Origin of the sequence: Roseateles albus, assembly GCF_028595345.1 — a bacterium.
In the GTDB taxonomy this organism is placed as follows: domain Bacteria; phylum Pseudomonadota; class Gammaproteobacteria; order Burkholderiales; family Burkholderiaceae_C; genus Paucibacter_A; species Paucibacter_A albus.
In genome coordinates, this window is the sequence record NZ_JAQQXT010000012.1 from 40,574 (window position 1) to 55,652 (window position 15,079).

A 15,079-nucleotide genomic window follows, 5' to 3' on the forward strand; every position below is an offset into this window, starting at 1 on the left:
GCAACCGAGTCGGTTGCGGAAGCAAAGGGGTCGGCAGCTATTTTTTGTAGCCGTCGCTGAGCGTGCCCAGGAAGGCCAGCACATCGTCGATTTCGGCGTCACTGAGCGCTGGTTGCTCGCCAGGCTTGCGGTTGTAAGGGCCTTCGCTGATGTTGACGTTGGCCTTGTAGGCTGCGGGCAGGTCGTCGAACTTGTTGAGCGTGCCGTCGGCGCCGCGCGAGTACCAGCGCTCGGGGTTGGTGTCGCGTGTGACGTAGAAGTTCAGCACTTCTTTCAGCGATGTGAAACCGCCGTTATGGAAGAAAACCTTGCGTAGCGCCACATTGCGCAGCGAGGGCACTTTGAACTTGCCGCAGAGTTCGGGCTTTGCCGTCAGGTCGCCTCCATCGCGGGCGCACAGGCCGAGGTCATAGAAGGTCGGATCATTGTTCTGACTCAAGGCGGAGTTGCGTGGCACGCCCAGGTTGTCATAAGTGAAATCGGTAAACATTGGAAAGGCGCCGTCCCTGCCCTTGGCCGAGGGGTGGCAGGCGGCGCAGTTGCCCTTGTCCTTGGCGTTGAAAAGCGCCAGGCCGCGCAGTTCCTGCTCGTTCAGCGTGGCTTGGCCGCGCAAAACCTGATCAAACTTGCTGCTGAAAGGGCGGAACTCGGCCGACTCCATCTGGAAGGTTTGCAACAGCAGCGCGACGCGGGCCAGCGCTTCGTCGGGTCGGCTGAAGATGTCCTCACCGAACATGCGGCGCAGCTCATCGGCATAGGACGCTTTGGCGAGCCGTCGGGCCAGATCGGCAGCGTCGAGATTGGCCATCTCGCGTGGATTCAGAAAGGGCTTGGCGGCCTGGTCTTGCAAGCTGTTGGCGCGGCCATCCCAGAAGAAGCCGCCGCTGGGTGTGCCGTCGGCTGCGATCTGGAAGGGCTTGTTGCTGCTCAGATAGCGCATGCTGGGAGAACTGCGCCCGCCCTGCAGGTCCAGCATTGCACCGCCCATTTGTGCTGCCAGGCTGTTTGCGCCTGCGTGGCCGGTCTCAGCCGCATGGCAGCTGGCGCAAGACTGCCTGCCAGATGCGGACAAGGACATGTCATTGAAGATCTTGGCGCCCAAGCTGGCTTGTGCAGAGGCGCCACCGGTAGATGCCGAGCCGACACTAGGCAGGGCCTCCCCGCCACTGCCGCCACCGCAGGCCTGCAGCATCGCCGCTACGGCCAGCACCAGCAATCGAGGGAGGACCGCGTGCGAGGATTTGAAGGAAAAATGCATGGCGATCGTGAATGATGGATATGCCAATGATAACGATTCGCAACAGCAATTGCAATTGATATCAAATGACACAGGCCAAACAAAGCAAATACAGGCTCACAAGGTTTTACACCTTGCGGTTAGGCGACCGCATGTAGGCCACAGGCCTCTAGCGCATATTGCTCAAAGGCGGTGATGAAGATCACGCCATGCTCGCGGCCGCTCAAGGCCAGCATCTCCAGGCCGCGCAGTTACGGCATCTGAATCTCCAGGAACAGTAGGTTCGGCCGCCGAGCCGTGTCGGGGTCCGTCAGCGCCTGTACGGCCGCGAAGCCGTTGCCGCATTCGCCCATCACCTTGATGTCGGTGTGCGGCTTGAGGTACTCGCGCAGCAGACACCGAGCCAGGCTGTCGTAATCAACAATAGGTGCCGTCAGCATCGCATCCAACTTGTCGATATTTGAATTTGATTTAGCGCAAACGATTCAGCTTAACGGGGTCGGGTAGTTCAAAAGAACTATCGGTACTGTGGGACCATAGTTCTTTCGAAATGAAAATTCCAGCTAGTGGGAGGATGTTCGTAGGTGTCAAGTTACCGAAAATCATAGACATACAAAAGAGGCGAATCTACATGTCTGTGAATTCCTCAAGTCCGTCTAGCGCCAAATCAGCCAGCAATGGCCGCAAGGCGCTCAGCGTGCTGATCGTCAGCACGCTGGCTTTCACCGTTTGCTTCATGGTCTGGATGATGTTCGGCGTGATCGGCATCCCGATCAAGAAGGCGCTGAACCTGAACTCGACCGAGTTCGGCCTGCTGACCGCCATGCCGGTCTTGAGCGGCTCGCTGATCCGCGTGCCGCTGGGCATCTGGACCGACAAGTTCGGCGGCCGCATCGTCTTCTTCTGCCTGATGATGGCCTGCGTGCTACCCATCTGGTTGATGAGTTATGCAACCGCCTACTGGCACTTTCTGGTGATCGGCCTGTTTGTCGGCCTGGCCGGCGGCTCCTTCTCCGTCGGCACTCCCTATGTGGCGCGCTGGTTCCCGAAGAACCGCCAGGGTTTTGCGATGGGCGTGTTCGGCGCCGGCAACTCCGGCGCGGCGGTCAACAAGTTCGTCGCGCCCGGCCTAGTGGTCGCGTTTGGCTGGACCATGGTGCCGCATGTCTACGCCGCTGTGCTATTGGGCACGGCCATCCTTTTCTGGTTCTTCAGCTACTCGGACGACAAGCATTTGGTCGCCAGCAATGCCAGCTTTGTGTCGCAGTTGAAGGCGCTGAGGGACCCGAAAGTTTTGAAGTACTGCCAGTACTACTCTATCGTGTTCGGCGGTTATGTGGCTTTGAGCTTGTGGATGGTGCAGTACTACGTCGGAGAGTACGGCCTGGACATCCGCGTCGCCGCCTTGCTGGCCGCTTGCTTCTCCTTGCCCGGCGGTGTGCTGCGCGCGGTGGGCGGCTGGATGTCGGACAAACATGGCGCACACAACGTCACCTGGTGGGTCTTGTGGGTCAGCTGGATCTGCCTGTTTCTGCTGTCCTACCCGCAGACTGACTTCACCGTGCTCACCGTCAACGGCCCCAAGACCTTTCATATCGGCCTGAATGTCTATATGTTCACCGCCCTGATGTTCACGTTGGGCATCGCGATGGCCTTCGGCAAGGCCAGTGTCTTCAAGTACATCAGCGATGACTACGGCGCCAATATCGGCACCATCTCCGGCATCGTCGGTCTGGCCGGCGGCCTCGGCGGCTTCGTGTTGCCCATCATGTTCGGTGCGCTGATGGACCTGACCGGCATCCGCTCCAGCGCCTTCATGCTGATGTACGGCGTGGTCTGGGTGTCTCTCATCTGGATGTATTGGACCGAAGTGCGCAAGACCGAAATGATGGGCAGCAATGCCCCGCCGTCACCGATCTAGTATCCCCGCCAAGTTAAGCGTTAGCAACGAAAGACAAAGACAATGAGTCAATCCAATGACATCGCCGACTGGCGCCCTGAGGACGAAAAATTCTGGGAATCCAGCGGCAAAAAAATCGCCTACCGCAACCTCTGGATCTCGATCCCTGCGCTGCTGTGCGGCTTCGCGGTCTGGGGCATGTGGGGCATCATCACGGTGCAGATGCTGAATCTGGGTTTCCCCTTCAGCAAGGACGAGTTGTTCACGCTGACGGCGATTGCCGGCATCTCGGGCGCCACGATGCGCATCCCGGCGTCCTTTCTGATCCGCATGGCGGGTGGGCGCAACACCATCTTCTTGACCACCGCGATGCTCTTGGCCCCGGCCATCGGCACCGGCGTGGCGCTGCAGCATCCCGAGTGGCCGCTGTGGGTGTTCCAGCTGATGGCGCTGTGGTCGGGCGTCGGCGGCGGCAACTTCGCCTCGTCGATGTCGAACATCAGCCCTTTCTTCCCCAAGCGCCTGCAGGGCACGGCGCTGGGCCTGAACGCCGGTCTGGGTAACTTCGGCGTCACGACCATGCAGATCGTGATCCCATTGGTGATGACGGTGGGTTTATTCGGTGCCTTCGGCGGTGAGTCACGGCCGCTGATCAAGGACAGCGGCTGGATTCTGGGCAAGATCGTGGCCGGCACGCCGACCTGGATTCAGAACGCCGGCTTCGCCTGGGTGCTGTCGCTGGTGCCCCTGTCGATTCTGTGCTGGTTCGGCATGAGCAATCTGAAGACGGTGTCGCCAGACACCGGCTCGCCGCTGGTCGCTTTCGGCAAGATCATCTATCTGTACTCGCTCGCTTTCGTGCCCTCGATCGCGATGCTTTACCTCTACCTGCCAGCGCCCACGGGCCTGGGCCTGCTGAATATGTGGGTGGCGATTCCGCTCGACATCATCGCCGCGCTGCTGGTGATGAAGGTGGCCGCTTTCGGCACGATGAAAGAGGGCGTCACCAAGCAGTTTGCGATCTTCAAGAACAAGCACACCTGGGCGATGACGGCGCTCTACGTGGTCACCTTCGGCAGCTTCATCGGCTTCTCGATGGCGCTGCCCTTGGCCATCACGGTGATCTTCGGCTTCATCCATGCGCCAGACGCGGCCGGGGTGATGCAGCATGCGCTGAAGAATCCTAACGCACCTTCCGCGCTGACCTATGCTTGGATCGGCCCCTTCGTCGGCGCTGCGGTGCGGCCCATCGGCGGTTGGATCGCGGACAAGGTCGGTGGCTCCATCGTCACGCAGGTGATCTCGGCCATCATGGTGTTCGCTTCGGCCGCGGTCGGCTACGTGATGATGCAGGCCTACCACTCCAGCACGCCGGAGCAGTATTTCGGGCTCTTCATGGGCTTGTTCATCTTGCTGTTCGCGGCCAGCGGCGTCGGCAACGGCTCGACCTTCCGCAGCGTCGGCTTCATCTTCGACAAGACCCAAGCCGGCCCCGTGCTGGGTTGGACCTCGGCCGTGGCGGCCTACGGCGCCTTCATCGCACCGGTGCTGATCGGCCAGCAGATCAAGTCGGGGACGCCGCAGTACGCGTTCTACGGTTTTGCGGCTTTCTACGCCGTCTGCCTGATTCTGAATTGGTGGTTCTATCTGCGCGCCAACGCGTATGTGAAGAACCCTTGACCCATCCTTAACCATCAAACTAAGGAACACACCATGAGCCATTTTCTCGACCGCCTGAGCTATTTTGCTCAGCCCAAAGAAACGTTCTCGAACGAACACGGCGTCACCACCGCCGAAGACCGCACCTGGGAAGAGGCCTACCGCAGCCGCTGGGCGCATGACAAGATCGTGCGCTCCACCCACGGCACCAATTGCACCGGCTCTTGCTCCTGGAAAATTTACGTCAAGGGCGGCATCGTCACTTGGGAAACCCAGCAGACCGACTACCCGCGCACGCGGCCCGATCTGCCCAACCACGAGCCACGCGGTTGCGCTCGGGGTGCGAGTTACTCCTGGTATCTGTACAGCGCCAATCGGGTCAAGTATCCGATGGTGCGCGGCTCCTTGCTCAAGCACTGGCGCGCCGCACGCGGCGTGGCCAAGACGCCGGTCGACGCCTGGAAGAACCTGGTCGAAAACCAGGAACAGCGCACCGAATGGCAAAAAGATCGCGGCCTGGGCGGCTTTGTGCGCTCGACCTGGGATGAGGTCAACGAGATCATCGCCTCGGCCAATATTTACACGGTCAAAAAGCATGGCGCCGACCGCGTGATCGGCTTCTCGCCGATTCCTGCCATGTCGATGATCAGTTATGCCGCCGGCAGTCGTTATTTGAGCCTGATGGGCGGCGTCTGCATGAGCTTTTACGATTGGTACTGCGACCTGCCTCCGGCCAGCCCGCAGGTCTGGGGCGAGCAGACCGATGTGCCCGAGAGCGCCGACTGGTACAACTCCAACTACATCATCGCCTGGGGCTCCAACGTGCCGCAGACGCGCACGCCGGACGCCCACTTCTTCACCGAGGTGCGTTACAAGGGCGCCAAGACGGTGGCGGTGACGCCCGACTATTCCGAGGTCGCCAAGTTGGCCGACATCTGGATGCACCCGAAGCAGGGCACCGACGCCGCGATTGCAATGGCGATGGGCCATGTGATTCTCAAAGAGTTCTACTTTGACAAGCGCTCCGCGTATTTTGACGATTACGCTCGCCGCTACACCGACCTGCCGCTGTTGGTGAAGATGAAGAAGCACACCACGGCCGATGGTCGTGAGCTGCTCGTTCCCGATCGCTATCTGCGCGCCAGCGACTTCGGCGGCAAGCTCGGCCAGGACAACAACCCGGACTGGAAAACGCTGGCCTTTGACACCGCCGGCAAAGTGGTGTTGCCAAACGGCTCGATCGGTTTCCGCTGGGGCGCCGGCGACCGTCCGGATCTGGGCAAATGGAACCTCGAATCCAAAGAGGCGGTACATGACAGCGACGTCAAGCTGAAGCTGTCGGTGCTGGAGGACGGCGAGCAGGCGCATGAGATCGCCACCGTCGGCTTCCCTTACTTTGGCGGCATTGACACACCGAACTTCAAGTCCAACAAGCAGCAAGACGTGCTGAGTCGCGCCGTGCCGGTGGTGCGCATGAAGCTGGGCAAGCACGAGGACGCGGGCGAATGCTTGGTCGCGACCGTGTTTGACCTGCAAGTCGCGCAGTACGGCATCAACCGTGGCCTGGGCGATGACTGCCCGACCAGCTATGACGACAACCTGCCCTACACGCCAGCCTGGGCGGAGTCCATCACCGGTGTGAAGCGTGAGCAGATCATCACCGTAGGCCGTGAGTTCGGCGACAACGCCGACAAGACCCGAGGCAAATCGATGGTCATCATCGGCGCGGCGATGAACCACTGGTACCACTGCGATATGAACTACCGCGGCATCATCAATATGCTGATGATGTGCGGCTGTATCGGGCAAAGCGGCGGCGGCTGGGCCCATTACGTCGGCCAGGAGAAGCTGCGTCCGCAGACCGGCTGGACGGCCTTGGCCTTTGCGCTGGATTGGATCCGCCCACCGCGGCAGATGAATTCGACCAGCTTTTTCTACGCCCACACCGACCAGTGGCGCTACGAGAAGCTGGATGTGTCCGAGATCCTGTCGCCGCTGGCCGACAAGGCCAAGTACGGCGGCAGCCTGATCGACTACAACGTGCGCGCCGAGCGCATGGGCTGGTTGCCCTCCGCCCCGCAGCTGCAGACCAACCCGATGCAGGTGGTCAAGGACGCGGCCGCTGCCGGCATGGACGCCAAGGACTATGCCGTCAAGAGCCTGAAGGACGGCTCGCTGCGCATGAGCTGCGAGGACCCGGATCACCCGTCGAACTGGCCGCGCAATATGTTCGTCTGGCGCTCCAACATCCTGGGCTCATCGGGCAAGGGCCATGAGTACTTTCTGAAGCATCTCTTGGGCACCACCCACGGTGTGCAGGGCAAGGATCTGGGCAAGGATGATGTCAAGCCCGAGGAAGTCGAATGGCACGCCAAGGCGCCAGAAGGCAAGTTGGACTTGCTGGTGACGCTGGACTTCCGCATGAGCACGACTTGTCTTTACTCGGACATCGTCTTGCCCACCGCGACCTGGTATGAGAAGAACGACCTCAATACTTCGGACATGCATCCCTTCATCCACCCGTTGTCTACTGCCGTGGACCCGGGCTGGCAGGCGCGCAGCGACTGGGAGATTTACAAGGGTTTTGCCAAGTCCTTCAGCGAGCTTTGCGTCGGCCATCTGGGCGTCGAGAAGGAATTGGTGCTTACCCCGCTGATGCATGACACGCCGGCCGAGTTGGCTCAGGCTTTTGACGTGCAGGAGTGGAAGAAGGGCGAGATCGACCTGATCCCCGGCAAGACCGCGCCGCAGATCGCCGTGGTCGAGCGTGACTACCCGAATTTGTACAAACGCTTCACGGCCTTAGGGCCCTTGATGAACAAGGCCGGCAATGGCGGAAAGGGCATCAACTGGAACACCGACGTTGAGGTCGAGCAGCTCGGCGAGCTCAACGGCCTGGTGCGCGACGAGGGTGTGACCAAGGGCATGCCCAAGATCGAGACCGATATCGATGCGGCAGAGGTGGTGCTGCAACTGGCCCCCGAGACCAACGGCCATGTGGCGGTCAAGGCCTGGGAGGCGCTGGGCAAGCAGACTGGCCTGGATCACACCCACCTGGCCCTGCACCGCGAGGACGAGAAGATCCGCTTCCGCGACATTCAGGCCCAGCCGCGCAAAATCATCTCCAGCCCGACCTGGTCGGGGCTTGAAAGCGAAAAAGTCAGCTACAACGCCGGCTACACCAATGTGCATGAACTGATCCCATGGCGCACGCTGACCGGCCGTCAGCAGTTCTACCAGGACCACGCCTGGATGCAGGCCTTCGGCGAGGGCTTCTGCAGCTATCGGCCGCCGGTTGATTTGAAGACGCTGGTGGAGGTGCAGGGGCTCAAACCCAATGGCAATCAAGAAATAGCGCTCAACTTCATCACGCCGCACCAGAAATGGGGCATTCACTCGACCTATAGCGACAACATCATGATGCTGACGCTGAACCGGGGCGGCTCGGTGATCTGGATCAGCGAGGACGACGCGACAAAGGCCGGCATCGTCGACAACGACTGGGTCGAGTTGTTCAACTCGAACGGCGCGATTGCGGCCCGCGCCGTGGTCAGCCAGCGGGTCAAGAACGGCATGGTGATGATGTATCACTCGCAAGAGAAGATCATCAACACCCCGGGCTCGGAGATCACCGGCACGCGCGGCGGCATCCACAACTCGGTCACCCGCATCGTCACCAAACCGACCCACATGATTGGCGGTTATGCGCAGCTGAGCTATGGCTTTAACTACTACGGCACGATAGGTACCAACCGCGATGAGTTTGTGCTGGTGCGCAAGATGTCCAAGGTGGATTGGTTGGACGATGAGCCGACCAACAGCGCCGCCGCAGCGCACGCCTGAAGCGTGACTCAAATATGTTGACCAGACCAGTTTCGACGGCCCGGCGGTGCGGACTGATAGCCAGCTCCTTACTTCTATTAGACACAGTTCTCACCCCGTGGCTTTCGAATCCGGTTTATCAAATCCCATTAGCTAGCAAGTTATTCATTCAAGGAGTCACGCGATGAAAGTGCGCGCTCAAATCGGCATGGTGCTGAACCTGGACAAGTGCATTGGTTGCCACACTTGTTCGGTCACCTGCAAGAACGTCTGGACCAATCGCCCCGGCGTCGAATATGCCTGGTTCAACAATGTTGAGACCAAGCCCGGCATCGGCTACCCCAAGGAATGGGAGAACCAGGACCGCTGGAACGGCGGCTGGCATCGCAAGGCCAATGGTCAGATCGAGCCGCGCCAGGGCGGCAAGTGGAAGTTGCTGATGCGCATCTTCTCGAACCCCAATCTGCCCGAGATCGACGATTACTACGAGCCCTTCACCTTCGATTACGACCATCTGCAGTCGGCGCCGAAGTCCAAGGCCGCGCCGACGGCCCGCCCGCGCAGCCTGATCACCGGCAAACGGATGGAGAAGATCGAATGGGGCCCGAACTGGGAAGAAATTCTCGGTGGCGAGTTCGCCAAGCGCAGCAAGGATGTCAACTTCGAAAACGTACAAAAAGAGATGTACGGTCAGTTCGAGAACACCTTCATGATGTACTTGCCGCGCCTGTGCGAGCATTGCCTGAATCCGGCCTGCGTGGCGTCTTGCCCGTCAGGCTCGATCTACAAGCGCGAGGAAGACGGCATCGTCTTGATCGACCAGGACAAGTGCCGCGGCTGGCGCATGTGCGTGTCGGGCTGCCCTTACAAGAAGATCTATTACAACTGGCAGTCGGGCAAGGCCGAGAAGTGCATCTTCTGCTATCCGCGCATCGAAGCCGGTCAGCCGACCGTTTGCTCGGAAACCTGCGTCGGACGAATCCGTTACCTCGGCGTGCTGCTCTATGACGCGGACCGCATTCAAGAGGCCGCCAGCGTCGTCAACGACAAGGATCTGTACCAAGCGCAGCTGGATATCTTCCTCGACCCGAACGATCCCAAGGTGATCGAGCAGGCTCGCAAGGACGGCATCCCCGACGCCTGGATGGCGTCCGCCCGCAAGAGCCCCGTCTACAAGATGGCGGTTGAGTGGAAGGTGGCACTCCCCCTGCACCCCGAGTACCGCACGCTGCCTATGGTCTGGTATGTGCCACCGCTGTCTCCGATCAGCGCGGCCGCCAACTCCGGGGCTTTGGGCTTGAATGGCCAGATCCCCGACGTCAAGCAGCTGCGCATCCCGGTCCAGTACCTGGCCAACTTGCTCACCGCCGGCGATGTGCCGCCGGTCGAGCGGGCCTTGGAGCGGATGCTGGCGATGCGCGCCTATCAGCGCAGCAAGCATGTGGACGGGTTCGAGAACAAGGCGGTGCTGGATCAGGTCGGCCTGCTCAAACACGAGGTCGAGGACATGTACCAGACCATGGCGATTGCCAACTACGAAGATCGCTTTGTGATTCCGACCACGCACCGCGAATACGCCGAGAACACTTTTGATATTCGCGGCGGTTGCGGCTTCAGCTTCGGCAATGGCTGCTCCGACGGGCAGACCGAAACCAGCCTGTTCGGCGGGGCCAAGAAGCGGACCATTCCTATCAAAGCGACAGTCTGAGGGCAGCCATGAAGACAACTGTTTTTTCCAAATCCTGCCGCGTGCTGGCTCGCCTGCTCGACTATCCGAGCGCCGAGATGCGTGCGGCCTTGCCCGAGCTGTTTGCTGTGCTGACGGAGGAGGGCGCCTTGAGTCCCGCCCGTATGGCCGAGCTGAAGGCCTTGATGGCAACGCTGCAACAGGGCGACGCCTACGACGTTGAGGCCCGCTATGTCGAGAGTTTTGATCGGGGCCGCGCGACCAGCCTGCATATGTTCGAGCATGTGCATGGCGACTCGCGCGACCGTGGCCCGGCTTTGGTCGATCTGCAGCAGACCTACCAGGCCGGCGGCATGTTCTTTGAGGCCACGGAGTTGCCCGATTACTTGCCGGTGGTGCTGGAATTTGCCTCGACTCAGCCGGCCGAGACGGCCAAGGCCTTCCTGGCCGAGATGGCCCATATCTTGAACGCGATCCATAGCGGCTTGATCAAACGAGACAACCCCTATGCCGCCGCCATCGGCGCGGTGCTGGAGTTGGCCGGTGAAAAACCACAGTCGGTGCAGATCACCGTCGACGAGCCGCTCGATGAAGCTTGGCAAGAGCCAGCAGCTTTCGATGGCTGCTCCAGCAAAGGCCAAAGCAAGCCCGGTGCGCTTCAGCCCATCCATATCGTCAGAAAGACCAACCCTCAAGAAGGAGTGCGGCCATGAACTCGCTCGACTTTGCCCTCTTCGGCATCTACCCCTATATCTGCCTGGCCGTATTTTTGCTCGGCAGCCTGATTCGGTTCGATCGCGACCAGTACAGCTGGAAGAGCGATTCCTCGCAACTGCTGCGCGCCGGCAGCCTGCGCTGGGGCAGCAATCTGTTTCACGTCGGCGTGCTGTTCTTGTTCTTTGGTCACACCTTCGGTATGTTGACGCCGCACTTCATGTATGAGCATTTCATCAGCGCAGGCAACAAGCAGCTTATGGCGATGATCAGCGGCGGTATTGCCGGTGTCTTGGGCTTCGCCGGTGTTTCCATCCTCTTGCATCGGCGCCTGAGTGATGAGCGTATCCGCATCAACTCCAAGACCAGCGACATCATGCTGCTGGTCTTGCTGTGGGTTCAGTTGGCGCTGGGCTTGGCGACCATCCCGTTGTCGGCGCAGCATCTGGACGGCGGCATGATGATGAATCTGGCCGGCTGGGCCCAGCGCATCGTCACCTTCCAGCCTGGTGCGGTCGAGTTGCTGGCCGAAGCGTCCTGGATTTTCAAGCTGCATATGTTCTTGGGTATGACGGTGTTCCTGGTCTTCCCCTTCACGCGTCTGGTCCATGTGTGGAGCGGCTTTGGCACGGTGGCCTATTTGTTCAGGCCCTACCAGATGGTGCGCAGTCGGCGCTTGTCGCTGCCACCTGGCCACAATCAACCGCAACAACATTGATAGGAAAGTTCAGCATGAGCCAGCAACAAGGATGTGGCGGCGGGAGCTGCGGCTGCGCCAGCGCGGCGCCAATGATTGAAGACATCAAGGTCGCGGTAGCCACCGTCAACGGCGTGCCACTGCACGGCGAGGGTGAATCACCCGACCCCGAGGCCCTGCGCCAGCGCGCCTACAGCGAGTTGCTGCGCCAGGCCGCGCAGCGCAGGGGACTGCTGGCGGTCGGTGATGTGCCTTCGCTGGACGGTGTGCTGAGCGAGGCGGCGTCCGACGCCACCTTGACCTTGCTGGAGCGCGAGTTGCAATTGCCCGAGCCCGACGAGGCCAGCTGTAAACGCTATTTTGACGCCCATCCGGCTCGCTACCATGTCGGCGAGAAGGTGCAGGCCAAACATATTCTGTTTGCCGTAACGCCGGGTGTCGACGTGTCGGCCTTGCGTGGGCGGGCCGAATCCCTACTGGTTACCCTGCGCTGCGAAGCGCTGGACAGCCCCGCTTTTGCCAAGGCCGCCGCCGAGAATTCCAATTGCCCGAGCGGGGCCGAAGGCGGCGAGCTGGGATGGCTGGGGCGCGAAGACTGTGCGCCCGAGTTCAGCTCGGCCTTGTTTGCCCAGGACGAGGCTAACGCCCATATCGGTGTGTTGCCGCGTTTGATCAGCACCCGCTTCGGCTTTCATATCGTGCAGGTGCTAGCCCGCGAAGCTGGCTCGCTCCAGCCCTTCGAATCGGTCAAGGGCTCAATTGCCCAAGTGCTGCGTCAGCAGGCCTATATGACGGCGCTACGCCAGTATCTGAGCTTGCTGGCGGGTGAGGCCGAGTTGTACGGCCTGGATCTTGACATGGCCGAATCACCGCTGCTGCAGTGATTTTTCAGGGTCAACGACGCCATGCCCGATGAACTGCTGACGCGTTTGCGTCGATTCAATACCGACTACTTCCCGCAGTATCAGGCGCAGTTCAAGGACCTGGTCGATCAGGGCCAGCACCCGACCACGTTGTTCATCGGCTGCTCCGACTCGCGCTTGGTGCCCTATATGCTGACCGGCGCCGGGCCGGGTGAGTTGTTCATGGTCCGCAACGTCGGCGCTTTTGTGCCTCCCTATGACGGCTCCAGCGGACTCCATGGAACCGCCGCCGCGATCGAGTATGCGGTGCTGGCGCTCAAGGTCCAGCACATCATCGTCTGCGGCCACAGCCATTGCGGCGGCATCCGCGCACTCTATGGCGAGGTGCCGGACGAGGCCACCAATCTGAAGTCATGGTTGGAGCTGGGCCGCGAGGCCGCCTTGCCGGTGCAAGTCAGCGATGAGGCCCTGCGCCGCACCGAGGAGCGTTCGGTCGTCTTGCAGTTGGAGAGGCTGATGAACTACCCGATGGTGCGCTCACGTGTCGAGGCCGGGCGGATCAGCCTGCATGGCTGGCATTGCGTGATCGAGTACGGCGAGGTCAATGTGTTTGATGTCAACTTCGGCCGTTTTGTGCCTGCCTCCAGCGCCGAGCACAGCGGCACCGGGCCCTACCGGGCGCATGCCGAAGAAACCGGCGTCTTGTTCAACGAGATTGATGACGCCTGGGCACCAAAGGGTTTAGGGTCGAGCTGAGTCTGTGATCCAAAGCCGAGAGGCTCTCAGCGGCCGACATCGGGCTTTGTGAGACACCCTGTTTTTCGGGCGGCCAAATCCAAATTAAATATGTATTCAAAATATTGCTTTTAAGTCTTCGTGACTTCATAATAAGGTGCATGTTACATGCAACTTAAAGGAGTGCCCGTATGAACACCGTGACCAAAAGCGCTTCGAGCGCAGCTAGCGCCGTCATTGATGTTCGCCTGATTCCCCCGTCACAACGCCATGGTTTGATCTTTAAAGAATTCGAAAGTCTGGCTGTGGGTGCCTGGATCGAACTGCACAGTGATCATGAACCGCAGCCCTTGAAGCAACAGTTTCAGGCTCAGTGGCCGGGCCAGTTCGATTGGGAGACACTGGAAGCCGGCCCACAGCAGTGGCGTCTGCGCATCGCCCGTCGCCCGGCCGCCAAGAGCTGCTGTGGTTGCTGCAGCGGCGCGAACTGATCAAGCGTCAAGGCTGGAGATTGCGATGGGCAAAGCTTTTGTGCAACTGCAAGAGCCGCTGCGGCGGCGGCCCGGTGAAGGCTGGGCGCTTTGGGATTTGGGTTTTCGGCCCTTTTATCTGCTGGCCGCCAGCTTAGCGCTGTTGTCGATACCCTTGTGGGCCCTGCAGTTCAACGGTTTGCTGAGCAAGGGTGGCCTGCGCGGCGCCGCCTGGCATGCCCATGAGATGGTATTCGGCTACGCGCTGGCCATCGTGATCGGTTTTTTGTTCACGGCCGGACGCAATTGGTCGGGCCAGCCGACGCCCACGGGTCGGCCGCTGATGGCTTTGGCGGCGCTCTGGGTGCTCGCTCGGGTGCTGGTGTTGACGCCGTGGCTTGAGGCCTCGCTCTTGGTCAACATAGCTGTGCCTTGGGCTGCGGCGTGGGGCTTGTGGCGGGCTTTGGCCGCCGGTGATAACCGGCGCAACTACTTCTTTGTCGCGCTACTGCTGGCCATGGGGGTGGCCTCGGCCACCTTGCACCTGACGCAACTGGGGTGGCTGGATTTACCGGCTTCGCTGGCTCAGGGCTTTGGCTTGAATCTTGGGCTTGACGTGCTGCTGTTCATGATCGCCGTGATGGCTGGGCGGGTGCTGCCGATGTTCTCCAACAACGGCGTGCCCGGCATGAACGCTCGCCGTGACCCCCGCGTGGAGCGAGCGGCGCTGGGCAACGTGTTGTTGCTGATGGCGTTTGATATGGCAGGCCTGAGCGGCCCGCTGCTGCTACTGGCCTTGCTGCCCGCACTGCTGGCGCACAGTTGGCGGTTTGCGCTGTGGCAGCCCTGGAAGACATTGGGCAATCCCTTGGTGTGGGTCTTGCATGCGGCTTATGCCTGGTTGCTGCTGCATCTGGCTTTGCGGGCGGCTGCTGCGCTGGACTGGCTGCACGTCAGTGCGGCCACACATGCACTCACGGTAGGCCTGATCGGCTTGATGACGCTGGGCATGATCACGCGCACCGCCCTGGGCCACACCGGGCGCCCTTTGAAGGCGGGGCCGATCGAGACGCTGGCCTATCTGGCAATGCTGGGCGCGGCGCTGCTGCGCGTGGTTCTGCCCTTGCTGATACCGGCTGCTTTGCTGCAAGCGGTCTGGCTGTCGGCCGCACTTTGGGTCTTTGCCTTTGCCCTGTATTTGTGGCGTTATGTGCCGATATTGCTGCGCCCACGGGTCGACGGCCTGCCGGGTTAAGGACTTATCCAAGCCTTTTTTATACAGATGAAGGAGGCAC

At 60.7% G+C, this 15,079-nt stretch carries 12 protein-coding genes; 10 read left to right on the top strand and 2 right to left on the bottom strand.

Translation table 11 applies throughout. The features are described from left to right. Positions 1-37: 37 nt before the first annotated feature. Both PRZ03_RS17940 and PRZ03_RS17945 read right to left on the bottom strand, forming a co-directional pair. Entirely contained in the window at positions 38-1,258 is a 1,221-nt protein-coding gene (locus PRZ03_RS17940; RefSeq protein WP_273601608.1) for a cytochrome-c peroxidase, read from the bottom strand. 230 nt (positions 1,259-1,488) lie between these two features. Further along, positions 1,489-1,677 carry a hypothetical protein gene (locus tag PRZ03_RS17945; protein ID WP_273601610.1) on the bottom strand — a complete coding sequence of 63 codons (189 nt, stop codon included), beginning with the start codon at positions 1,675-1,677 and terminating at the stop codon, positions 1,489-1,491. Between the two features lie 191 nt (positions 1,678-1,868). Between PRZ03_RS17945 and PRZ03_RS17950 the strand changes: the two genes are divergently transcribed. The 10 genes from PRZ03_RS17950 to PRZ03_RS17995 all read left to right on the top strand — a co-directional run bounded on the left by PRZ03_RS17950 (position 1,869) and on the right by PRZ03_RS17995 (position 15,039). Next, positions 1,869-3,158, top strand: a complete 1,290-nt coding sequence (locus tag PRZ03_RS17950; protein ID WP_273601612.1) for an MFS transporter — start codon at positions 1,869-1,871, stop codon at positions 3,156-3,158. A 42-nt stretch (positions 3,159-3,200) separates the two neighbouring features. Then, positions 3,201-4,817 (top strand): MFS transporter, encoded by a 1,617-nt coding sequence (locus PRZ03_RS17955; RefSeq protein WP_273601614.1) that lies wholly within the window; start codon positions 3,201-3,203, stop codon positions 4,815-4,817. Positions 4,818-4,850: 33 nt separating this feature from the next. Beyond that, the gene (locus tag PRZ03_RS17960) at positions 4,851-8,639 is read left to right on the top strand and encodes a nitrate reductase subunit alpha (protein WP_273601616.1); all 3,789 of its coding nucleotides are present in this window, start codon (positions 4,851-4,853) and stop codon (positions 8,637-8,639) included. A 163-nt stretch (positions 8,640-8,802) separates the two neighbouring features. Continuing rightward, positions 8,803-10,326, top strand: a complete 1,524-nt coding sequence (gene narH / locus PRZ03_RS17965; protein WP_273601618.1) for a nitrate reductase subunit beta — start codon at positions 8,803-8,805, stop codon at positions 10,324-10,326. 8 nt (positions 10,327-10,334) lie between these two features. After that, the gene (gene narJ / locus PRZ03_RS17970) at positions 10,335-11,018 is read left to right on the top strand and encodes a nitrate reductase molybdenum cofactor assembly chaperone (RefSeq protein ID WP_273601620.1); all 684 of its coding nucleotides are present in this window, start codon (positions 10,335-10,337) and stop codon (positions 11,016-11,018) included. Beyond that, a complete protein-coding gene (gene narI / locus PRZ03_RS17975) occupies positions 11,015-11,737 on the top strand; it encodes a respiratory nitrate reductase subunit gamma (protein WP_273601622.1) in 723 nt (240 codons plus the stop codon). The genes narJ and narI overlap by 4 nt, the downstream gene beginning before the upstream one ends. Positions 11,738-11,751: 14 nt before the next feature. Further along, positions 11,752-12,600 carry a peptidylprolyl isomerase gene (locus PRZ03_RS17980; RefSeq protein WP_273601624.1) on the top strand — a complete coding sequence of 283 codons (849 nt, stop codon included), beginning with the start codon at positions 11,752-11,754 and terminating at the stop codon, positions 12,598-12,600. Between the two features lie 21 nt (positions 12,601-12,621). After that, positions 12,622-13,335: a carbonic anhydrase gene (locus tag PRZ03_RS17985; protein ID WP_273601626.1), complete on the top strand. Its 714-nt coding sequence runs from the start codon at positions 12,622-12,624 to the stop codon at positions 13,333-13,335. A gap of 170 nt (positions 13,336-13,505) precedes the next feature. After that, on the top strand, positions 13,506-13,805 hold the full coding sequence (locus tag PRZ03_RS17990; protein ID WP_273601628.1) for a DUF2249 domain-containing protein: 300 nt from the start codon (positions 13,506-13,508) through the stop codon (positions 13,803-13,805). A gap of 25 nt (positions 13,806-13,830) precedes the next feature. Beyond that, a complete protein-coding gene (locus PRZ03_RS17995; RefSeq protein ID WP_273601630.1) occupies positions 13,831-15,039 on the top strand; it encodes an NnrS family protein in 1,209 nt (402 codons plus the stop codon). The last annotated feature ends 40 nt before the right edge of the window (positions 15,040-15,079 follow it).